Genomic DNA, 22213 nt, shown 5'->3' on the forward strand with positions numbered 1-22213 from the left:
AGAGCACGCGTGTCCACGGAGACCCTCGCGACCATCATGAGCGCCGTCGGCGTCGTGGTGACGCTCGGCACGAGCATGTTCGTCGGCGCCGCCTGGATGGTCCGCCGCATCGACGCCGTCGACGAGAAGCTCAGCACCCGCATCGACGCCGTCGCCGCCGACGTCACCGATCTCAAGATCTCCGTGGCCCGCCTCGAAGGGCCACCCCGGCACCTGCTCACCGCGGGACGAGGATGAGACAGTGAGCACGGAGACCGTCACCATCGTCCTCAGCGCGATCGGCGTCGTGCTCACCCTCGGTACGAGCCTGTTCGCCGCGGGCGCCTGGATGGTCCGCCGCATCGACGACCGTATCGACGCCGTCGAGGAGAAGCTCAGCACCCGCATCGACGCCGTTGCCGCCGACGTCACCGATCTCAAGATCTCCGTGGCCCGCCTCGAAGGGCCACCCCGGCACCTGCTCAGCGCCCACCGCTGAGCTGAGCTGAGCTGAGCTGCGCAGTCGGAGGGAGCTACAGCAGCACGAGGGCGGCGGCTACCGCAGCACGAGCGCGGCGGCGCCGATGAGCGGCCCCTCGTCGCCCAGCCCAGAGCGCACGACTCGGGCGCGCCGCGAGTATTCGTGCGCCGCGCTGGCAGTGAGCGCTGTCTGCACGAGGTCGATGTAGTCCTCGGACACCCGCGAGAATCCGCCGCCGATCGCGACGACGTCGAGGTCGACGAGGGTCGCGGCATCCGCCAACGCACCGCCTACTTCGCGGGCGGAGCGCTCGATCGCCGCACGAGCGACAGTGTCTCCGGCGGCTGCGTCACGGGCCAGATCCTCCCCGGTGGCACCGCTCCAGCCCTGCGTCTGCGCCCAGGCGGCGCTCGCCGGCCCGGAGGCGATCTCCTCCAGGGTCAGACCACCCTCGCGACGCACCTGACCCAGGTGGCCGGCGTTGCCGGTGGCCCCGGGGATATAGGCGCCGTTCGCGACGAACCCGCCGCCGACGCCGGTCGAGACGACGATCGACAGCGAGGCACCGGCGCCCTGCGTGGCCCCGAGCCAGGATTCGGCGAGGGCGAGCGCACCGCCGTCGTGACCGAGCAGAGTGCGCACGTCGCGCCCCAGCACCGTGGACGCCGCCGCGCGCACCGAGTCCTCGAGACGGAACCCGCGTGCCAGGGGCATGTTCACGGGCATGATCGCCCCGACCGTGCGGTCGATCGGTCCGGCGCTGCCGACGCCGGCCCCGACGAGTTCGGCGTCCGCGGGTAGAGCCGCCAGCGCGTGCTCGACGATCGCGACCACCGACGCATCGAGTGAATCGAGAGTGGCTTCGCGACCCGTCGCCTGTCGACTCCGGCTTCCCTCGACGAGCCGGCCGTCTTCGCCGACGAGCGCGGCTTCCATCTTCGTTCCGCCGACGTCGACGGCCAGGGCGTAGCGCGTCACTGCGGGTCGAGTCCGAGGTCGTCGAGGTCGAAGGCGGCGCGCCACTCGAGACCCTCGGCTTCGATCGCGGCCTGCGCCCCGGTCTTGCGGTCGACGATCACGGCAACGGCAACGATCTCTGCACCTTCCTTGCGCAGGGCCTCGACGGCCTTGAGCGCCGACTGCCCCGTGGTCGAGGTGTCTTCGAGCACGACGACACGCTTGCCCTTGACGTCGGCGCCTTCGATCTGGCGGCCGCGCCCATGGTCCTTGGGCTCCTTGCGCACGACGAACGCGTCGAGCGGGGTGCCGGTTGCGACCGAAGCGTGCAGCACCGAGTTCGCGATCGGATCGGCACCGAGCGTGAGGCCACCGACGGCCACGACGTCGAGGTCGCCGATCAGGTCGAGCATGATGCGACCGATCGCGGGAGCGGCGCGGTGGTCCAGCGTGAGCTTTCGCATGTCGACGTAGTACGTCGCCTTCTTGCCGCTGGAAAGGGTGAAGTCGCCGTGGAACACCGCCTCGTCCTTGATGAGGTCGAGGAGCGTCTGGCGGTCTGCGTCGAGTGCGGTCACGGCATCCAGTGTAGGAGCCTGGGGCGCACTGCGCGGATGCATGAGGTTTGACCGTATGCATGAACGTCCGGCCATGCGGCTCATGCATCCGTTCGGTGGCCATGCAGGTGGTGGCCATGCAGGTGGTGGCCATGCAGGTGGCCGCCACACAGGTCGCGGGCGACGGACCCAGCGCGGGCTCGGGTGTCGGATGACGCAACTAGGCTTGACGCATGCGCTTGGCCACCTGGAACGTCAACTCCATCCGCACCCGTGTCACCCGCACCGTCGAGTTCGCCGTCCGAGAGGACATCGACGTGCTGGCGATGCAGGAGATCAAGTGTAAGCCGGAACAGTTCCCCTACGGACCGTTCGAGGAGGCCGGGTACCACGTCGAGGTGCACGGGCTGAACCAGTGGAACGGCGTGGCGATCGCGAGCCGCCTCCCGGTCACCGACGTGCGCACCTCGTTCGACGGCATGCCGGGCTTCGCGAAGGGGCATGAGGGGCCGGATGCGCCGCTCGAAGCACGTGCGCTCGGCGTGATGGTCGACGGCGTGCGGGTGTGGAGCCTGTACGTGCCGAACGGCCGCTCGCTGGAAGACCCGCACTACCTCTACAAGCTGCACTGGCTCGAGCAGCTCAAGAACTCGACGGCGGCCGAGCTGTCGGCGAACCCCGATCTGCCCCTCGCGCTGGTGGGCGACTTCAACATCATCCCGTTCGACGTCGACAACGGCGACCCCGACATCGTGGTCGGCCGTTCGACCCACGTGTCCCCGCAGGAGCGCGACGCGTTCTTCGCGTTCCAGGATGCCGGGGTCACCGACGTGGTGCGCCCGCTGATCCCGGAGGGCTTCACCTACTGGGACTACCAGCGCCTGAAGTTCCCGCGCAACGAGGGTGTGCGCATCGACTTCGTACTCGGTTCGCGCACCCTGGCCGAGGCCGTGCAGGGCGCGTCCATCCACCGCGACGAGCGCAAGGGCGAGCAGCCCAGCGACCATGTCCCAGTGGTCGTCGACCTCGACAGCCGTCGTCTCGGGACGGGCGGCGCCGATGACGACGACGACATGCCGATGATCTTCTCCTGAGGGCCGATCACGTGCGCGTGCGGCTGATCGCCACCGATCTCGACGGCACCCTGCTCGATTCGTCGTCGGCCGTCACTCCGCGCACCCGCGCCGCGCTCGACGCCGCCCGAGCCCGCGGGATCCACGTGGTCCCGGTCACCGCGCGCCAGCCGATCGGCCTGCGTGCCATCGCTGCGGACGCGGGGTTCGACGGGTGGGCGCTGTGCAGCAACGGCGCCTATGCCGTGCGCCTCGACGACGGGCGGATGCTGTTCGCCGAGGAGCTGCCGCCCCAGACGATCCGCGCGCTCGCCGAAGCTCTGCGCGCGAGCATCCCCGGCCTGCTGTTCGCGAGTGTGCGCGATGCCGGAGAGACGTTCGTGGCCCAGGACGGCTACGCCGCGATCGCCGCCCTCTCCGACCACAAGCGCGACCCCGCCGCGATGGGAGGCGTTCCCCTGGAGCAGGTGCTGTCCGCGCCGAGCCTGAAGTTCGTGATCCGCCACCCCGAGCTCGCCCCCGCCGCCCTGTTCGACACCCTGCGCTCGCTCGGACTCACCGGCTTCGAGGCGACGCTGTCGGGCGCCCCGTTCGTCGAGGTCATGGCGGAGGGCGTCACCAAGGCCACCGGCCTCGCGCGACTCTGCGAGCATCTCGACATCGACCGCGCTGACGTGGTGGCCTTCGGCGATGCGCTCAACGATGTCGAGATGCTCCGCTGGGCAGGGCACGGCGTCGCGATGGCAGGCGCCGAACCCCTGGTGCAGGATGCGGCCGACGACACGACCGCCTCGAACGACGAGGACGGTGTGGCGCGGGTGATCGAGCGCCTGCTCGGCTGAGCCGCTATTGCACGTCGAGCGAATACCTGACAATCGGATTCATCGAGTGAATCGATATTGCGGGGCGGCAGACGACGCCCATAGTTTGCGGTTGTGAAGCTCCCCCGCGCCGCGCGCACCCGCTATCCCGCATCCATTCCCGCCAGAGACCGCCGCAGCAGAGGCCTGGCTCTCCTCGGCGGCGTGTGCGCTGCCGCGATCGTCTTCGGCGGCGGGTCGCTCTCCGCGAGTGCGGCACCCCCGGCAGTGGGGCCGGGAGTGGGGAAGGCCCTGTCCGCCACGTCGTTCCGAGCTGCCCAACAGGCTGCGGTCACGGCGGCGATCTCCACCGCGCAGGCGACCGGCGAGCCCGTCCCCGTGGACGGGATGATCACCCCCACCCAGCAGCACGTGGCGATGCCCGATGGGACGATGCGCTACGAGACGTCGACAGTGCCCGTCAGAGTGGAGCAGGATTCCACGTGGGTCCCGGTGGACACGACACTCGCTCGCACGGATGGGTGGTGGGAACCGATCGCGTCGGCCGCACCCGTCCGCTTCTCCGCCGGCGGGAACAACGAACTCGCACAGGTGCAGACCGCCTCCGGAGAGTGGGTCACCGAGACCTGGCCCTACGGCACCCTCCCCGCCCCGACTGTCGACCGCGACACGGCCACCTACGCGAACGTGCTGCCCGACGTTGACCTGAAGATGGTGGCCACCAAGACCGGGCAGGCATCGGTCTACGTAGTCAAGACGGAGAAAGCCGCGCGGTCGGCGGCGCTCGACGATCTTCATGTCGTGATCCAGGACGCCGCGTTGACCACCAAGAAGAACGGCTCCGTCGAAGCAGAGGCGGCCGACGGTTCGCAGATCGTCGCGGGGCAGCCCCTCTGGTGGGATTCCTCCTCGGGAGGCGACTTCCGCGAGCCCGGAGCGACCGAGCCGGTGCTGCCGGTCACGCACGACGTCGGTGAGGATCGCGTGATGCTCGACGTCGGAGCTTCCGTCGCTACTCATGAGAAGGACTCGGGCCAGGACGTGACCTACCCGATCTTCATCGACCCCGACTGGTCGGCCGGCGCTCAGGCATCCTGGTACACGGACGCCGCCTATCCCGACCAGCTGTACCTCAACGCGAGCACGTCGGATGTGCTCCGCATGGGCCGGTACCAGAACTTCCGAGGCAACATCTTCTACCAGTTCATCATCAGCCCGCTCGCCGGCAAGGACATCCTCGGGGCCCAGCTCGGCGCGACGCAGATCAGATGGGCCTCCTGCCCGAACAGCCCCGTCCAGGTGCGTGCTTTCGGCCCACAGGCCGGAGGGTTCACGTGGAACCAGCAGAACCACTCGCTGTGGGGACCGGTTCTGGACACTCAGAACCCGGGATCGTGCAGCAGCGGACCAGAGGCCGTCGGCTGGAACGTCACGGCAGGCGTTCAGGCCTACGTCGGACAGACCTGGTTCCAGCTCGGGCTCGCGCCCCAGAACGAGACGGTCGTCTCGCGACGCCACTTCAGCCGCGCCGCGACCTTGACCGTGTCTTACAACACACGCCCCAACGCCCCGACCGACCCGGTCTTCACGTCGCCGAGCCGACAGTGCGGAACCGCCGCGGCCCCCACCCCGATCGGGCAGAGCGACGTCACCGTTCGCGTGCACCAGACCGACCCCGACCCCGGCAATGTCGACACCAACTTCCACCTCATGAAGGCTTCCAACCTGAACGCTGCCGTTCAGGACAAGCCCGGAGGGCTCGGTGCGCAGGGGTACAAGTCGGTCACGTTCACCACACTGACCGATGGTGAGACATACGCGTGGCGCGCCTGGGGCAGCGATCACCGCAGCAACGGCGTCGCCCCGACAGCCTGGTGCTACTTCACCGTCGACAAGACGAAGCCGGCCACTCCCACCGTCACCGCGCCGACCAACGCCTCCTACACCGTCGGGACGGGCCTCAACCTGGCCGTGACCGGGGCGGCCGACGTCGCCGGATACGTCTATTGGGTGACTCCCACCCAGCTCGTCGCGCCCGCCCCGCCCGTACCCGCCGACGGGACGGTCTCCATCGCGGCCGCGCTCCCCGACTGCGCCACCGCGATCACCCGAAACGTGCGCTGGGCATGCAAAGCCCCGTCCGGAGCGACCACTCTGACCGTCGCGCCGACGGACGCACTGTCCACCGTCTGGGTGTCGGCCTACGACAAGGCAGGTAATCAGTCCGCCGCGGTCGGCCGGCCGCTCTACCCTGGCGGCAACACCGGAACCCCCGCTGCTGCGGCGAACCTCGACGCGGGACACGCGTGGCAGGTCACGCAGATGTCCACCCCGCTGCCGAACACGATCCCGGACTCCAACCCGTGGATCGGCGCTGATGGCATCGACCTGCTGATACCCGAGACCAGCTCCACCACCTCGACGGATCTGCCCGACCCGCCCATCGAGACCCCGGTGCTGTCGACCGCCGGGGGAAGCGCCATGGAGGTGAGCACGATGTATCCCGCCGTGAACGCGATGAACAGCTTCACGTTCAGCGTGTGGGTGAAGACCCGGTATCTGCCTGCCACAGGTTCCCAGAAGATCGCGATGCAGGGAGGAGGCTCGAGCGGCTCCGTCCAGCTTCAGGTCACCAGTGCAGGCACCTACGCGTTCTGCCTCGGCGACTACCCCGTCAACTCCGCCAGCACGACACCGACGAGCAACTGCGCCACCGGCGGAGCCGCGACGCCCGGATCGTGGCAGATGCTCACCGGCATCTGGGATGCGACGAACAAGCAGCTCCGACTCCTCGTCGGCAACTCGATCACGCCGGTCGCCGTCAACTCACACATCAACGGAGCCGGCGACCGCTCAGCCAGCGGACCCCTCGTCTTCGGCCCCGCCCCCATGACAGGACGATTCGAAGGTCTCATCGCCAACCCCGTCATGGTCCCCGGCGTCATCAATCACGTCCAGCTCGCCCGGCTCAACGCCTTCGAGCTGCCGTTCACCGACTGAGCACGAGAGCGCTTCTCGGAGGGAAACGCTCTCGCGCTCTCAGTTCTCTCACCTATGATTCAGCACGCGTCTTCTCACCTAGGAATCAGCACGCGCGGCCCACGGGGTGCCTTGCTTTCCCGTTGACGCCACGACGACCGAATGGCCTGAAGTCAGGCTCACACGAACAGTCAGATTAGGAAGACGCCACAAACGGCACCAAGCACCCGGAGCGGCCGCGCGTTGGCTCGCATGCCGAGCAGGGGCCTGGCACAGCGCTGCCTGAACGATATCGATCGCAGCCACCGCTACCGCAGAAGTGCGCCGACGAGAGTAAAAATGCCGAAGCCGATGAAGAGTATCCCCACGATGAGCATCCTCCGCGGTGTCCTCTCGGGCGACGTTAGATCATCCGCCAGCGGCTCTCCGTACATCCTCTCCATGCCGTGATGGAAGATCTGTGAAACAGGACCGCGAAAGAGCATCAGGGCAAGCCCGATCACGATCAGTATCGGCCCAATCACTGACTCAGCAGACACGTGCAGTTTCGTCTCGCTCAGATACAACCCCGTGGTTGCCCCTCTCGCTCAAGGCAGGGGGAAACTCAGTCCAGCTGAACACCCACCACCACCTCCGAACCTTATACCGCCCGAACTCGTGGTGTTCATACGAAACCCGTCAGGCTTATCCTGCTGAGTCGTGAAACCTAGACCAACGGAGGCAGTCGGGCCGATCCCACCAGTGGCTCCGCACTCACCCACGATGTAGGGCCCGATTTGCCCCGCAGACTCTTCCATAGTGGTCTGAACTCCGAAGCTGGCCTCTACCCGAAGGCCTGCTGAAACGTTAATCGCATGGCTCCCTCGGATCCCTCGTTGGTACCCGACGCAAAGGATCACACAAACAGTTCCGGCGACGCCCACCTCGGGTGTGGGCGGCTTCCAATCGGGATTGATGGCAATGTAAGGGCCACCTCGGGGAGCCCATGGCGACGGAGGAACGATGGCTCGCGTTCTCTTCTCGAGCATCGTCTTCGGCGAGGTCGCCAGTTTGGGCTTTTTGAACGTCCACGGCTGGCCGAACATCTCATTCAGTTTTGAACCAGGTTTGAATCCGGCGTCGTATTTCCAAGCGCTCGGGCTCGAAGAAGCCATCTCAAAGGCGAACTTCATCCCGCTCGGGTCCATGTACGTGGTGGGGTTGTTGCCCGAGTACGTGTAACCGGTGTTCTGCTGCGGCAGGTTCGTGTCGATCACAGGGTCCACGGACAGAAACTTCCCTAGCACGGGGTCGTAGGTGCGCGCACCGACCGTGGTCAGGCCCGTCGACGCGGTCACGGGCTTGTTCATGTACCCGGTCCCACTGCCCCACACTCCGGACGATCCGATCGGGGCACCGTACGGATCACGGAGCATGCGCGTGGTCGTACCCGTCGCGTTCGCCACCGTCTGCACGTCCACCGTCCCCTCCAGGTTCGAGAACAACCACGTCAGCGTTGTGCCGGCGGTTACGGTCTTCGCGGACTTCTCCGCGATCGGCTTGCCCTCGGCACCACTGTACGTCCGTACGCCCGCCATTACCGTCGATCCCGTCGCCTGCTTCAGCACGGTGTCACCTACGAACAGCGTTGAACCTTCCGTCGTGTTGGTGCGCAGCAGGATGCTGCCGTCGACGTTGTAGACCGTGTCCTGCGTCGTGGACCCGGCCACGACCTTCGACACCTTGCCCGCGTCGTTGAACGTGATCGTCTGGCCGGGGCGCCCGGTCATGTTGCCGGCCGCGTCGTACGAGTACGAACCCGGCCCCACTCCGGCCGGGCCTGTCACAGCGTTGACCGCGTGCGGACGGTCGCCGCCCGCTGCCGCGTAGGTGTAGGTCGCGGTCGTGGCCGTCCCCATCGAGGAACGCTTCACGAGCCCCGTGCGGTTTCCGGTGGCGTTGTCGTACGTGTACTCGTGCCAATACGGCTCGAGCCCACCCATCCCGCTCGCCGACGGCGTGGCCCCGCACTCCGTCGATGCGTTCGGAGTCCAGGCCCGCGTCAGCTGCCGCAACGAATCGTAGGAATAGCAGGCCTTCTGCGTCCCCTCCGTCGGCAGCACGGAGCTCATCGTCGCCGAGGTCACATTGCCGACCGCGTCGCGGGTATACGCCCGATCGGCCACATAGTGCCCCAGATCGCCGAACACCGCGTTGTCCTTGATCGACAGCACCGCCCCCGTCGCGGCGTCGTAGCCGTAGGTCGAGTATGCGGTGCTCGTGGAGCCGTTGACCCGGTTGAACTGCGACAGTTGCCCGATCGGAGAGTACACGGTGTTCGCGAGGATGATCGAGGTGCCACGGACTCCGCTCAGCTTGCCCCAGGAGTCGTAGCTGTAGCGGATCGTCTCCGCCGGAAGGCCGCCCATGGCGGGCATCTGCTTCGCCAGCAACGACGAGTCCGCGTTGTAGTAGAGCGTCGTCTTGTAGCTCGTGCCCGCGAACGCGGGTGCACCTGCCGGGATCGACAGCGTCGAATCGAGCGGATTGCCCGCCGCGTCGTACGAGCCGACCGTGGTCTTGTACGCAAGCCCCGGGGTGCCCGGAGTCGACCCCGTGTAGGCGGTCGACGTCGTGACGAGACCCTTCTTGACCGTGTCGTACGTCCACGATGAGAGCATCGACCCCGAAGATGTACCGGCGTACGAGGCCGTCTTGCGGTTGAGCTCGTCGTAGGTCGTCGTCACGGTCTTGCCACGGGCATCCGTCGTCGAGGTCATGTTCCCGGCGAGGTCGTATGTCGCAGTCGATACGCCCGAGTCGGCGTCGTCCTGGCCGATACGGTTGCCGAGCAGGTCGAACGTCCAGGTCCAATCGTTGCCAGCCGGATCGGTCATCTTCGTCATCCGATCGCCACCGTCGTAGGCGAACGTCGTCGCTTGTCCGGTGCCGGTGATGCCGGCCGCGAGGTACTGGATGAGCTTGGTCTTCTGCCCGAGGGAGTTCGTGAACGTGCTCGTCGAGGTGCCCCCGACCGGCGGAACCGTGTCGACCCGATCTGCACCGGGGTAGGCGTTGACCGTCTGCGAGTGCACGGACCCCGTGGTGTTGAGGGTCGACGTCAGCGCGCGCCCGACGGCGTCGTACGCCGTGATGACCTGCGAGGGGATGTTGTTCTCCGTCACCGGCGTGAAGAACGCTGTTCCCGGAGTGATGGATGCCGTCCAGTAGTCGTTGTCGACGAAGTGCACCCGACCCTGGTTGTCGTAGTTCGTGGTCTTCACGACCGTGCCGCCTCCGACGGCGAGGCTCTGCGTCTGGGTCTCTCGCCCGAGACCGTCGAAGAGCTGGTACTTCGACACGATGCCACCACCGGTCAGGGTGTCGGTCTTGATCGCGTTCGGAGCGGTCTGCGACAACGTGTACGAGAACGACATCGATGGCGCCGCAGGGTTCGCGGCCTGCGGCTGCAGCGGCAGCCAGACCTTCGTCGAACGCCCGAGACCGTCGATCGCGATCGTCGTGGTCGACCCGTTGGGGTCGACGATCTTCGTCTTCGCGCCGGTCGTCGGCTCGAGCGTCGTCACAGTCTGCCAGGAGAACGGCGCCGCGTTCGTCTCGGTCGTGGACAGCAGCGGTAGGGCCGTCGCCGGAGTGTAGGCCGTCGACGTCGAACGCCCCAGCGGATCCGTCTTCGTGAGCAGGCGTCCGAGGGAGTCATAGGTCGACGACTCCTTCGTGACCCAATGCGGCTGACCGTTGTCGTACTTGTCCACCACCTGCACGGACGTCGGCAGCCCCTTCGTTGCGGCCGCACCCCAGGCCAGGCCGTCGTAGCTGGTCTTCACGTCGCTGACCAGGTCGCGCGGGAACTGCGCGCCGGCCACGCCGTCGCACGCGACGTTGACCGTGCGCACCTCGCTCGGGAGACCGATGATCCAGGCGGAGGTGTTCGCGGCGGCGTATGTCGTCGTGACGCACTTGCCCGTGGCATCCGACGGGATCGTCGACACCGTCAATGGATAGCCGTAGGTTCCGTCGAACGTCGTACGGGTCTCGAGCGTGCGGTTACCACCGGTCGACAGTGGCTCGGTGACGACTGTCCTCTGCACGCCACCCATCCGCGCCTGCCGCGCGCCGTCGTTGGAGGTGACGTTCGAGGCCCACGGCGTGCTGACCTGCGTCGACACCAGAGCTCCGCCGACACCGTTGAACGTCTGCTGCTGATACGGCTGTCCGGCGAACCAGCGGTCGTCCGGGATGCTGGTGCCGGTGACGTTCACCGTCTTCGTGCCTCCGCCGGCAGCCGCCCTGTCTCCGTTCATGCCCTGGTAGTACGTGTACTTCGACACCTTCTGGGCCGCGGGTACGGCCGGGTCGCCCTCACGCACCTCCACGGTGTTCACCCCCGCGAACACGTTCCACGTGCGCGAGTTCGCCACTGTCAGGGGCGAATCGTTGTACCGCCACTTCGGCGTGCCGTAGAAGTACTGCGTCTGCTGCACTTGGCTCAGCGGGCCCCCCGTCACACCGTTGACGAGGATCGAGGAGACCGGGTACTTGTGGAACAGGTCCTGCCGTCCGCCGAGCGGGATGGTCGACTGCGGCACCCACCACTCCGGGAAGCACCAGTTCGTGTTGTTCGGCAGGTCGCCGAGGATTCCTGCAGCCTGAGCCGGCGTGCACTGCTGGCCCTGGTAATTCACGCTGATCACGCCGCCGAGACTCGTCTTGATCGAGCTCAACCGCCACTTGTCGAGCGGGGCCAGACCATCGACGACCCACACCCGGTTCTGCATCGTGACGCCGGAGAACACCGTCGCCGGCTCCACGATCGCCGCTTGCCCTGCCGCTGTGCCCGTCCGCTGAACCTGCGTGAGCCAGAGCGCGGCCGATGTCCCGTCGCCGGGATCAGGGTACGAGTGCCCGAGCGCCCAGGAGTCGACGGTCGAGTACTCGCCCGAGACCTTCGCCTGCGACTCCACCTTCACGAGGCTCGCGTTCGTGAAGAACGAGGGTGCGATCTGCGAAGCACTGCACGAGGTTCCGGTGCACAGCTGATCGAACGGCACGTCGGGATACTTGGCCGGATTCGCCGGCATCACCGCGCTGTCGAGGGCCGCAGCCGTGCACGATGACCCGGTGGCGTCGTTGCATCGGCCCTTCCCGTCGTAGCTGAAGAGAACGCGGTACCCCGCGGCCTTCGATGCGAAGAGGTCCGTGGCCCGCAGCCCGTACTCGATGCGCGTGAGGGCACCGCCACGCTGGTACGCGGTCGCTCCCGAACCGCCCTTGGCATACTTGTTCGTCTCCGCCGTGTAGTACATCGTCTGCGCATTGCCGTGCACGTCGACGACGTAGTCCAGGTTCCACCGCCACGCCTGCGAGCAGGAAGACGCCGCGAACGTCGAGGCATGACACGGCTCCCCCGCATCGTTGCCGAACACCGGCACCGTCCAGGTCGAGTTCGTCGTCGCCTTGCCCGCGGACCACCCGGGGAGCTGATTGAGACCGAAGTAGTACTGGGTGCCGTCGGTCGTTGTCATCCGCCAGCACTCGTTGTTCACCGTTCCGTTCGCCGCACAGCCCTGCGCGGCACCGACAAGGCGCTCGAAGCGGGTGCCGTCATCGTTCTGCAGCTTCCAGACACCGCTGGCCGTGTCCTTGATGAGCGCGCCCGACCGCCCGGCCATCGATACCGTGGCGTTGTCGGTTCTCCAGCACAGGTCGCCGGATGTCGTGACCGCACCACTGGCACCGTCATCCTTCGCGCACGGGATATAGCTGCGCTCGATGAACCCGGCGGCGGTGAGGTCCCATCCCTCACCCACCACCGACGGCTGGTTGTTCGTCGATGCTGTGAGCCCATCCACCGACTGCGAGTTGTATGACAGGCCCACCGACGGCGTCGGCCCCGCACCGGGAGCGGGGACGGCCATGTCGTAGTTCCACGTGAACGCGCCGGTCTGCTCTGCGACGTCCCACGTCGACGACGACTTCAACGGTGTGGCCGCATACGAGCCCGTGCCGTTCGCGCTGCTCGCGCCCGACACCGCCGCGAGCATCATCGGCTCTTTCGAGACCTTCGGTGTGAGCACCAGCCCCTCGTCCGTCGCCGCGGTCGCCACGGGGACGGCCTTCTCCGACACGTCCTCCGGCTTCGTCGACGCGGGCACCTGCACCCACTCCAGGCGACTCGCGAAGTCGCCGCCATAGGCACCGGCGAGCAGCTGCTGAGGCATCCGCACCGCGACCGGCTCCCCTTCTTCCTCCGCGTCCTGCTGCGCCAGAGAGACGACGATGCCGTCGAGCCCCTTCTTGGCCGCCGCCTTCTCGTCGAGGATCTCCACGACCACGGACGGGCTCTGAGACGCCGCGTCGCCTTCCTCCCCCTCCGCGTTCTCGGCATCGTTCTCGGCATCGTTCTCTGCTGCGTTCTCCTTCTCGGCCGCCCCGATGCCGGACGCGGGTGCGATAGCAAGCCCCGTATCGCCGAGCGGCTTCCACTCCCCGGCCACAGTCGCCGGCGCAGCCCCCTCCGCGCCTTCCGCCGCGTCGGTCGTGACGCCCTCCAGATCCGACTGCTCGAGAACCACGTCGGTGCTCTCCAGCGACGGCATCTCCATGACCTCGGGGGTGGCCGAGTTCACCGACGAGAGCGGGTCGGCGCCCGCATCCGCCTCGCTGACCGTCGAACCCGGTACCGGATCGCCGAAGACCGGGGTCTCGACGGTCGGTGTCGGCGACTCGGCGAAGGCTGCTCCCGGAGCCGCGACCAGCACTCCACACGCGAGCACCGAGGTGGTGAGAACAGTAAGAATCGTGCGGGTGCTCCGACGCGCCATGGTCAGTCTCCGGTACTCAGTCGGTGAAGGGGAGTTCGAAGGCGGCCATTCGCGCCAGCTGCGCATGGTCGACGACACCGGGGACCATGACGGGGTTCGTGATGAGCCCGATGAACCGGAGGCTGTCGGGGCCCGGGGCGAACATCAAGCTTCCGTTCGCCGAGCGATCACCGCTGCCGTTGACGTGGCTGTTGACGGCGACCGGCGTGATGGAGTTGCCGATGTGGAGGCGGAGCTGCTGGTTCGCGGCATCCCAGATCCCGGTGACCATCTGCCAAGTGCTGGGCAGGACCGTTCCCCCGGTGACGCAGTTGTTGTCGCGGGCGGTGTTGCTCATGTTCACGTACTGCTCGCCGAGGCAGAAGGCGTACTTGCCGGTGCTGGTGATCTGCAACTGCATCGTCCCGATGCCCTGGCCCCGCTGGATGGCGATGATCTGGGACGTCGGCGCCACGTGTGCCGGCTTGACCCAGAGGCTGAAGGAGAAGCTCTTGGACGCGTCGACGGGAGCCGCCAGGGCGGTGATCTCGTATCCTGCGGTCGCCACGTTCGTGGAGAGCACGGGCGAGGCGACCGGGAAGTCGGGGAGGTCCGTCGTGGTCGTCGACGCAGTCGCGGGGATCATGAGGTCGATGGCGTTCGCACCGATCCATGGGTTGGAGTCCGGAATCGCCTCCGGAAGCGGCGATGACATCGTCGTGAGCTGCCAGGCGTGTCCCGCGTCGAGGTTCGCGGCGGTGGCCGGGGTCCCGGTGTTCCCGCCGGGATAGAGCGGATGCCCTGTGGGAGCAGACTGATTGCCCGCCTTGTCGTAGGCGGAGACCCACACCGTCGACAGCGAGTCGACAGGCGCGACGGTGACGGTCGTCGCCCCGCTGCCGGTCTTGCAGGCCCACCGGACGCTGTTGGTCACTGTGGTCGCGCAGTTCGGAAGGGCCGCAGCCACGGAGACCGTGCCGTCAGCCGGCACCGGAGGTGCAGGGGCGACCAGCTGCGTGGGGGTCACCCAGTAGACGTATCCCGCGACATCCGCTGCCCCGGTCACCGACAACGGGACTCCAGTCCCGACGGCATAGGAAGCACCCGTCGGGGCCTCCACCACCGGCACAGCCGGCTTCGTCGTATCCACCGTGAAGTAGCACCACTCGCTGTAGCCGGTGCCATGATGCGTCGTGTCCTGACCTCTCCCGCGCCACGCGTACGTCTCGCCATCGACCAGGCCGGTGAACGTCACTGTCTTCGTCCCTCCGGCGGCGAGGCCGGACCCCAGTGTCTGCACGAGGACACCGAGATTGCCGGCCTTGGCCAGGTAGAAGTTGGTACCGACGCTTCCTCCGTCGGGATCCGTCTGATTCACCGCGACCGCGACGTCCGTCTGACCGACCGCGGCCGGAGCCGCAGCGGTGCCACACGCACGCGAAGGGGAGGTGAACGACGGGGCGGTGGGCGTGTTCGGCAGGGTGTTGTAAGAGACGATGAGCGTTGCCGCGCGGCTGTAGTGACGACGCGACGGCAGGTTCGCATTCGTGTAAGTGAAGGCGAACTGAATGGCAGACGCCCCCACTTTGGCCTGCACGCCCGATGTCACGTTCCAGCCCACCGCCATCGGCGCCGAGCCCAGGCCGGGGCCGTACCACGGAGCCTGCAGCGGGGCACTCCACCCACCCGTTCCTGCCGCGTTCCACGCCTGTTCCTGCGCCCAGGTGAACCCGGTCGGCTTGATCCCATAGGTGTGGACCTGGATCGCACCCGCCCCGCTGGACGCGACCGCGAGCTGAGTGGTGTTCAGTCGGGCGCTCGTCACGACCTTGCCCGCCAGAGCGCCGATGGGGAACTGGAAGAACATGTCCGAGCGATACTGCTGGTAGATGCCGACGCGCAGCACATCGGAAGCCCCCGCCGACAGGTACGACTGGTTCGGATAGGCCGCGTCCGTGTACCAGGAGGCTGTGATCCCCGACGACCAGTCAGGGTCGACGAAGATCGGATACACGACATCCCCGTCGCGCTTCTCGTGCTTCGTCACCGAATCGCCCACGTCGAGCAGCACTCGGTCCGCCCCCACGTCGTGCGTCACGGGCAACGGCGGTGCTTCGCCGCCCGGCTCGCGATAGGTGCCCCCCTCGGAGGAGTCCCACCACAGCGGCTGACCGGCGACGATGCTCGACTCATCCCCTGTCTCCGCGGTGACGGTGCCCGTCGAGTCCGCGCTCAGCTCTGCGTTCTCGACGACGACGTGAAGACCGTCGAGCTTCGCGGACTGCGCTGCCTCCTCGGTCTTGACGACGTAGATCGACGCCTGCCCGGTCTTCGTCGCGACCATCTTCAGGTCGACACCGGGCAGCACCTCAGAATAGGTCGCGGTGTCCCCTTCGACCGCCGGGGTCGGCAGGATCCCGTAGGGCCAGATCTCGGTGATCCACTCGCCCGATTCAGCCTGCACCTGAGCGAGCCGGTCGGTGCCGCCTGACGAGAAGCGCACGGGAGCCGCGGAGGCGATCGGCTCGAACCACTCGCCGGTCGATGCGAGTGTCGTGTCGACGGGTACCCAGTCACCGCCCCGCTCGACCCGCACCGGCACGCTCGATGCCTCGTACCGCATCGTCCCATCCGGCATCGCCAGCGTCTGCTCTGTGGGGGTGATCATCCCCACGACCGGTACCGGTTCCCCGGTAGCGCGAGCCGCAGATGCCGCAGACGAGACCGCACGCTCCCGGATATCGCGGAACGACTGCACCGACAGCTCTCTTGCTGCACCTGCCGTCGGCGCGGCCGATGCCGACAACGCTCCCCCGCTCAGGACGATGGCGAGGACGCAGACAGACCCGAGGCCGGAACGCGCGAGCCTGCGCGAACCCGAAGGAAGGAGATTCACAGACGAAAGCTATGGTTCAGCTGGGAGCGTGCGCAATATCCATCTCCTCGATCAATCCCTTTGTAAGGTATTCGCCGCTCGGGCAATGGAGGCTTCGGGGAGGCGGTCGAGTCCGAGCTCCCGTTCCAGCTTCACCCGCGCCCTGCTCAATGTCGTGAAGACCACCGACTGCGAGCAACGCAGCAGCTCGGCGATCTCCCCCGCGGCCAATCGGTCCCAGTAGAAGAGGACGACCATCCTCTTCTCCCGTGGGGTCAAGGCGGTCTCGATCGCATGACGCACCGCGATGGCATCGAGGACGTCGGACTGGCGTCGGCCCCCGACGCCGTGACGCAGGGCATCCATCGCCCTGACCTCGGATCGTCTCCTGCGCTCACGATCTTTGAGCTTGTTGTCCGCGGCGCGCAGCAGCCAGATCAAGCCGAGTGGCTTGCGCTCATCCAGCTTCGACCACGCGAGCGTGAACACGTCGGAGACGAGATCCGATACCTCATCCGGGTCGTCGACCACGCACTCGATGTGGTGTCGAACACGAGCCCAATTCTGTTCGAAGACCCGTTGGAAGGCTGCGACGCGCTCCGCCTGCCGCGACTGCTTTCCAACCCCCACGTTCGGATCGTATTGCACCAGGGGCGCGCTTCATGTCAATCGAACGTGCCGACCTCCGGCACCCGATCGGTCCGTGCGTAGCGCAGCAGTGTCACCCCGGCGTCGTCGGTGATCGGCGGCTCGAGCAGACGCAGCACGCTCGGCAACGCGTTGTCGTCGAACACCTTCTTGCCCGCTCCGAGCAGCAGTGGGTAGACCCAGAGGTTCAGCTCGTCGAAGAGCCCGTCGGCGAGCAGCGTGTGCACGAAATCGATGCTGCCGATCACATGCACCTCGCGATGGGCCGTCCGCATCGCCGCGATCTCCGCGGCGAGGTCGACACCGACGCGCGTGCTGCCCTCCCAGTCGAGCGCGAGATCCGCATCCCGGGTCGCGACGTACTTCGGCACGCGGTTGAAGAGCGTGCCGATGTCGCCGGATTCGCCCTCGGTGTGATGCGGCCAGTACGAGGCGAAGATGTCGTACGTGTGCCGCCCGAGCAGCAGCGCATCGAGACCGCGCATGCCCTTCTCGATCTCGGGTCCGACGCCGGAGGAGGGGTATCCGGCCTGCCACCCGCTGAACCGGAATCCGCCCGACGTGTCCTCATCGGTGCCGCCGGGACCCTGGGCGACTCCGTCGAGAGAGGTGAAGAGGTCGATCAGGATGCGACCGGGTGTCTGTTGTTCATCGGGCGCCTGTTGTTCATCGGCATATTGGTTGTTCATGTCGTGCTCCCCACTGTCAGTCGTGCGATGTGGAAGGTGTCGGCGAACGAGTCCAACAGCGATGCATCGCCACGGACGACCGCGACGACGTCCTGCGCCAACGCCTCGGCCGGGGTGATGTCGCCGCCGATGAGGCGGCGGATGCCGGGACCGGCGACGATCACCGCATCCGGTTCTCCTTCGGGGGTGCGCCCGCCGACGGGAGGCGCCGGAGGAGCGAGCTGCGCGACGCGGAGCTCGCCGTCGCGCACCGATGCACGGAGGGCGACATCGCCGACGTGCAGTTCGTACTCCGCGTCCAGCGCGCTCTCGGTGACGAACGCCGTGCGCAGCGCCATCGTGAGGGAATCGGCCGTGACGACGTCGCCCTCGTCCGGGTCTCCCATCGCCTGGAAGCCCCAGCGTCCGAGGGCGAGCATGATCGGCTCGAAGGAGCGCCCGTAGGGGGTGAGCTCGTACACGAGTCCGCAGTTCAACAGCGGCACACGTCGCACGACCCCACCCTCCTGCAGCTCTTTCAGTCGCGTGGACAGGATGTTGGTGGGGATGCGCGGCAGGCCCTGCTTGAGGTCGGTGTACCGACGCGGTCCGACGAGCAGATCACGGACGATGAGCAGCGCCCACCGCTCCCCGATCAGCTCGACGGCCGTCGTCACACCGCAGTACTGGCCGTAGCTGCGCGCCGCCATGTCAGGCCGACGTGGCGGTGTCGGCCACGTGATCCGGGCCGTTCTCGATGGCTTCGGGCGTCATGTAGAGGAAGCCGAGCGAGTTGCCGTCGGGGTCGTCGAGGTCACGCGAGTACATGAAGCCGTAGTCCTGTACGGGCTTCGGCTCGGCGCCACCGGCCGCCAGACCCTTCGCGAGGATCGCATCGACCTCCTCGCGGGAGTCCTGGCTGAACGCCACCGAGACCTGGACGACTTCGTTCGGGTCGGCGATGGGCTTGTCGGTGAAGGTCGAGAAGAACTCGCGCTTGAGGATCATGAAGTAGATGTCCTCGCTCCACACGACGCACGCCGCATTCTCGTCGGTGAACTGGGGGCTGATCTCGCAGCCGAGCGCGGTGTAGAAGGCCTTCGCGCGCTCGAGGTCGGTGGTGGGCAGGTTGACGAACACCTTGGTCATGATGGCTCCTCCGGAGGTGTGAGCTCATCGGTCGGTGAGCTCGTTGAGGACAAGCTTGTTAAAAGCAATCACGCTTGTCAATAGCAAGCTCGGAACGATCCCCCACACGAGGGATGCGGCGCCGCCACGGCCCGCCCTACGGTGGAGGGATGTCCGCCGCCCCGTTCATCCGCACGCCGACCGAGCGCGAACGGCGCAGCGATCTCGTGCTCGCCACCGTGCTGTTCGTCGGTGCCGTGCTGAGCGCAGCGCTCTCCTCGATCGCGGAGATGTACGGCGACGAACAGGCGCCGCTGTGGACCGCCCTCGTGTACGCGGTGGTCGTCACCGCTCCCCTGGCCGTGCGCCGGCGCTGGCCAGGCACCGTCGCCGTCATCGTGGTGGCCGCCTACTTCACCGCCGTGACGATCCGCATCCCCGAGATCTACGTCGGCAACATCGCCATGTTCATCGCGATCTACACGGTCGGCGCCTGGATGAACAACCGCCGGCGTGCGCTCATCGTGCGCGTCGGGATCATCGTCAGCATGTTCGTGTGGCTGCTGATCACCATGTACCGCGACGCGATCCGCGAGGCGGACAAGGCGGATGTGATCGCCGGAGCCATGTCGCCCTACGTGGCCTTCATGCTCATCCAACTGCTGCTGAACGTGCTCTACTTCGGCGGCGCCTACTACTTCGGTGAGCGCTCGTGGGCAGCGGCGGCACAGCTGGCCGTGCTCGAGCAGCGGACGGCCGAGCTCGAGCGCGAACGCGAGGTCACCGCGGCCCAGGCCGTCGCGCTCGACCGGGTGCGCATCGCCAGAGAGCTGCACGATGTCGTCGCCCATCACGTGTCCGTCATGGGCGTGCAGGCCGGGGCCGCGCGCCTGGTGCTGGAGCGGGATCCGGTGGAGGCCTCTCGCATCCTCACGGGCATCGAGGGGTCGGCGCGCGACGCCATCCACGAGCTGCGCCAACTGCTGGAGACTCTGCGGACCCCGGGAGGAGAGCCGACCGACGGCGCCTCGACCCTGGCTCTCGACGACATCGCAGAACTCGCCGAGGCCTCGACCGAGGCGGGACTGCCGACCGCGTACACGGTGATCGGCGAGCCCGCGCCCGTTCCCTCGGTCGTCGCCGTGAATCTGTACCGCATCGCGCAGGAATCGCTGACGAACGCCCGCCGTCACGCCGGACCCGACGCGACCGCCGACGTCCGCGTGCGCTACGACGACGACGGCGTCGAGGTCGAGATCGTGAACACGGGACGACCGGTGGCGCAGCTGCGGCCAGGACTCGGCCAACTGGGCATGCGCGAGCGCGCCACGGCCTCTGGTGGCACGCTCGAGGTGACCCCCCGGCCGTTCGGGGGCCTGCGCGTGCGCGCCCGCGTACCCTTCGCCGCGGCGACCGGGACGGGTGCGAGCCGATGAACGATCCGATCCGCGTGCTGCTCGTCGACGACCACGCCCTGCTGCGCGCCGGCTTCCGCACGATTCTCGACACGCAGCCCGACATCGCGGTGGTCGGCGAGGCGTCGACCGGTGCGGAGGCGGTGGCGCAGGCATCCGCCCTCCGTCCCGACGTCATCATGATGGACGTGCAGATGCCCGACATGGACGGGATCGAAGCGACCGGACGCATCGTCGCCGACCCCGCGGTCCACGCGGCCATCGCAATCGTCACGACCTTCGACCGCGACGACTACCTGTACCGGGCACTGGAGGCCGGAGCCGGCGGCTTCCTGCTCAAGAACGCCGGTCCCGAAGATCTGATCGCGGCCGTCCGGGCGCTCGCCGCCGGCGACGGGATGCTCGCCCCCGAGGTGACGCGCCGTGTGCTGGCACGCTTCGCCGCGACGCCCCCGCCGGTGTCCGCCCCCAGCTCCGTTCCTCCCTCGGGCGGCGCCATCCCGGTCGTGCTCGCCGAGCCTCTCACCGAGCGCGAGGCCGAGGTGCTGACGCTGCTCGCCGACGCTCGGAGCAACGCCGAGATCGCGCAGGCGCTCTTCATCGGAGAAGCCACCGTCAAGACGCACGTCTCACGCATCCTGCAGAAGCTGGGCGCCCGCGATCGCGTGCAGGCGGTCGTGCTCGCCCATCGCATGGGGCTCGCCTAGCCACGGCCGTCGCACCGTCTCGGTCCCCCACGACACCGCCGTCGAAGCAATCCGCCCGTTCTCCGTTATGAACGCGCGGATTCCCCATCTCTTCCGACGTTGGAGACCACCGACGCCCGAGGGATGAGAATGAACGCGCCAGCACTGCCGGAGATGAGATCCACTGTCGAGCATCCGCACGGGAAGGCCCCGGCGTCGTCACACCAGGCCCTCTTCCGCGTCGGCGGTCAGGACTGTTCCCGGGTGCTGACGCCCCGCGTGCGGCGACTCGCATGAGCGCTTCGGAGCCGAGACCCGGCGCCATCTTCATCACCGGCACGTCGACCGGACTCGGCCGCGCGGCCGTCACGCTGTTCTCAGGACGGGGTTGGCGGGTGATCGCGACGATGAGAGACCCCGAGAAGGAGCAGGAACTCGGCGCCCTGCCCGGGGTGATCCTCAAACGGCTCGACGTCGACGATGCCGAAGCTATCGTGCGCGTGGTCGCGGAGACCCTCGCCGAACATCCGGTCGATGTGCTCTTCAACAACGCGGGATACGGCCTCGCCGGACCGTTCGAGGCGAGCAGCGACGAGCAGATCGTGAAGAACCTCACGACGAACCTGCTCGGCCCGATGCGCGTCACCAAGGAGTTCATTCCGGCATTCCGAGAGCAGGGCTCGGGAGTGATCCTCACCACGACCTCGATCGGCGGTCTCGTCACGATGCCGTTCAACTCGGTCTATCACGCGGCGAAGTTCGGCGTGGAGGGCTGGAGCGAGAGCCTGTCCTACGAGCTCAAGCCGTTCGGCATCCGCGTCAAGACACTCGCCCCCGGAGGGATCCGCACCGACTTCGGTGGTCGGAGCCTCGATCAGTCGAGCCACGCCGTGTACGCTGATGCGCTCGTCGCCGCGACTCGGCGATTCCGCGACCCGGCTCGCGACGCCACGCGCTCCTCTGCCGAAGAGATCGCCGAGATCGCCTACGGCGCGGTCACGGATGGCACCGATCAGATCACGTACGTCGCCGGGGTCGACGCCCACGAGTACCACCGACTGCGAGAACACCTGGGACAGACGGGTTTCGTCGCGGAGTCGACGCGGCTGTTCTTCGGCGACTGACCGGGCGACGGTGCACCAC

At 67.4% G+C, this 22213-nt stretch carries 17 protein-coding genes; 8 read left to right on the forward strand and 9 right to left on the reverse strand.

The features are described 5' to 3' along the window. The first annotated feature begins 9 nt into the window (after positions 1 to 9). Both ABRP18_RS16315 and ABRP18_RS16320 read left to right on the forward strand, forming a co-directional pair. The gene (locus ABRP18_RS16315; RefSeq protein ID WP_113681205.1) at positions 10 to 237 is read left to right on the forward strand and encodes a hypothetical protein; all 228 of its coding nucleotides are present in this window, start codon (positions 10 to 12) and stop codon (positions 235 to 237) included. A gap of 4 nt (positions 238 to 241) precedes the next feature. Next, entirely contained in the window at positions 242 to 478 is a 237-nt protein-coding gene (locus ABRP18_RS16320; RefSeq protein WP_113681204.1) for a hypothetical protein, read from the forward strand. A gap of 57 nt (positions 479 to 535) precedes the next feature. On the opposite strand, the gene ABRP18_RS16325 is transcribed toward ABRP18_RS16320, so the two are convergent. Both ABRP18_RS16325 and pyrE read right to left on the reverse strand, forming a co-directional pair. Then, positions 536 to 1438 carry an ROK family protein gene (locus tag ABRP18_RS16325; RefSeq protein ID WP_046746377.1) on the reverse strand — a complete coding sequence of 301 codons (903 nt, stop codon included), beginning with the start codon at positions 1436 to 1438 and terminating at the stop codon, positions 536 to 538. Next, positions 1435 to 1995: an orotate phosphoribosyltransferase gene (gene pyrE / locus ABRP18_RS16330; protein WP_349885036.1), complete on the reverse strand. Its 561-nt coding sequence runs from the start codon at positions 1993 to 1995 to the stop codon at positions 1435 to 1437. Before pyrE ends, ABRP18_RS16325 begins: the two co-directional genes overlap by 4 nt. Before the next feature lie 212 nt (positions 1996 to 2207). Here pyrE and ABRP18_RS16335 point away from each other — a divergent pair, with 212 nt between their 5' ends. From ABRP18_RS16335 to ABRP18_RS16345, 3 genes are all read left to right on the forward strand, one after another. After that, positions 2208 to 3068, forward strand: coding sequence for an exodeoxyribonuclease III (locus ABRP18_RS16335; RefSeq protein WP_193761223.1), 861 nt, complete (start codon positions 2208 to 2210; stop codon positions 3066 to 3068). Between the two features lie 11 nt (positions 3069 to 3079). Further along, complete coding sequence (locus ABRP18_RS16340) at positions 3080 to 3889, forward strand: Cof-type HAD-IIB family hydrolase (RefSeq protein WP_061015383.1); 810 nt, start codon at positions 3080 to 3082, stop codon at positions 3887 to 3889. A gap of 93 nt (positions 3890 to 3982) precedes the next feature. Beyond that, positions 3983 to 6868, forward strand: a complete 2886-nt coding sequence (locus ABRP18_RS16345; protein WP_349885037.1) for a LamG-like jellyroll fold domain-containing protein — start codon at positions 3983 to 3985, stop codon at positions 6866 to 6868. Positions 6869 to 7155: 287 nt separating this feature from the next. Here ABRP18_RS16345 and ABRP18_RS16350 read toward each other — a convergent pair whose 3' ends face one another. Genes ABRP18_RS16350 through ABRP18_RS16380 form a run of 7 tightly spaced genes read right to left on the reverse strand, consistent with a single transcriptional unit; the run spans position 7156 to position 18990 of the window. Further along, positions 7156 to 7386 carry a hypothetical protein gene (locus ABRP18_RS16350; protein WP_061015049.1) on the reverse strand — a complete coding sequence of 77 codons (231 nt, stop codon included), beginning with the start codon at positions 7384 to 7386 and terminating at the stop codon, positions 7156 to 7158. 48 nt (positions 7387 to 7434) lie between these two features. Beyond that, on the reverse strand, positions 7435 to 13671 hold the full coding sequence (locus ABRP18_RS16355; protein WP_349885038.1) for an RHS repeat-associated core domain-containing protein: 6237 nt from the start codon (positions 13669 to 13671) through the stop codon (positions 7435 to 7437). A 16-nt stretch (positions 13672 to 13687) separates the two neighbouring features. Then, positions 13688 to 16546 (reverse strand): LamG-like jellyroll fold domain-containing protein, encoded by a 2859-nt coding sequence (locus ABRP18_RS16360; protein WP_374168952.1) that lies wholly within the window; start codon positions 16544 to 16546, stop codon positions 13688 to 13690. A gap of 51 nt (positions 16547 to 16597) precedes the next feature. Then, complete coding sequence (locus ABRP18_RS16365) at positions 16598 to 17155, reverse strand: RNA polymerase sigma factor (protein WP_179515749.1); 558 nt, start codon at positions 17153 to 17155, stop codon at positions 16598 to 16600. Between the two features lie 35 nt (positions 17156 to 17190). Next, the gene (locus ABRP18_RS16370; protein WP_193761219.1) at positions 17191 to 17862 is read right to left on the reverse strand and encodes a dihydrofolate reductase family protein; all 672 of its coding nucleotides are present in this window, start codon (positions 17860 to 17862) and stop codon (positions 17191 to 17193) included. Next, positions 17859 to 18551 (reverse strand): helix-turn-helix domain-containing protein, encoded by a 693-nt coding sequence (locus tag ABRP18_RS16375; protein WP_193761218.1) that lies wholly within the window; start codon positions 18549 to 18551, stop codon positions 17859 to 17861. Before ABRP18_RS16375 ends, ABRP18_RS16370 begins: the two co-directional genes overlap by 4 nt. A 1-nt stretch (position 18552) precedes the next feature. Next, positions 18553 to 18990 (reverse strand): VOC family protein, encoded by a 438-nt coding sequence (locus ABRP18_RS16380; RefSeq protein WP_171011015.1) that lies wholly within the window; start codon positions 18988 to 18990, stop codon positions 18553 to 18555. Positions 18991 to 19139: 149 nt separating this feature from the next. Here ABRP18_RS16380 and ABRP18_RS16385 point away from each other — a divergent pair, with 149 nt between their 5' ends. The 3 genes from ABRP18_RS16385 (at position 19140) to ABRP18_RS16395 (ending at position 22194) form a co-directional block, all read left to right on the forward strand. Continuing rightward, complete coding sequence (locus ABRP18_RS16385; protein ID WP_349885040.1) at positions 19140 to 20405, forward strand: sensor histidine kinase; 1266 nt, start codon at positions 19140 to 19142, stop codon at positions 20403 to 20405. Further along, on the forward strand, positions 20402 to 21091 hold the full coding sequence (locus ABRP18_RS16390) for a response regulator transcription factor (protein ID WP_061016741.1): 690 nt from the start codon (positions 20402 to 20404) through the stop codon (positions 21089 to 21091). The genes ABRP18_RS16385 and ABRP18_RS16390 overlap by 4 nt, the downstream gene beginning before the upstream one ends. Positions 21092 to 21363: 272 nt before the next feature. Further along, positions 21364 to 22194, forward strand: coding sequence for an SDR family oxidoreductase (locus ABRP18_RS16395; protein WP_349885041.1), 831 nt, complete (start codon positions 21364 to 21366; stop codon positions 22192 to 22194). The last annotated feature ends 19 nt before the right edge of the window (positions 22195 to 22213 follow it).

Origin of the sequence: Microbacterium sp. WHRI 7836 (assembly GCF_040223885.2) — a bacterium.
Classification (GTDB): domain Bacteria; phylum Actinomycetota; class Actinomycetes; order Actinomycetales; family Microbacteriaceae; genus Microbacterium; species Microbacterium oxydans.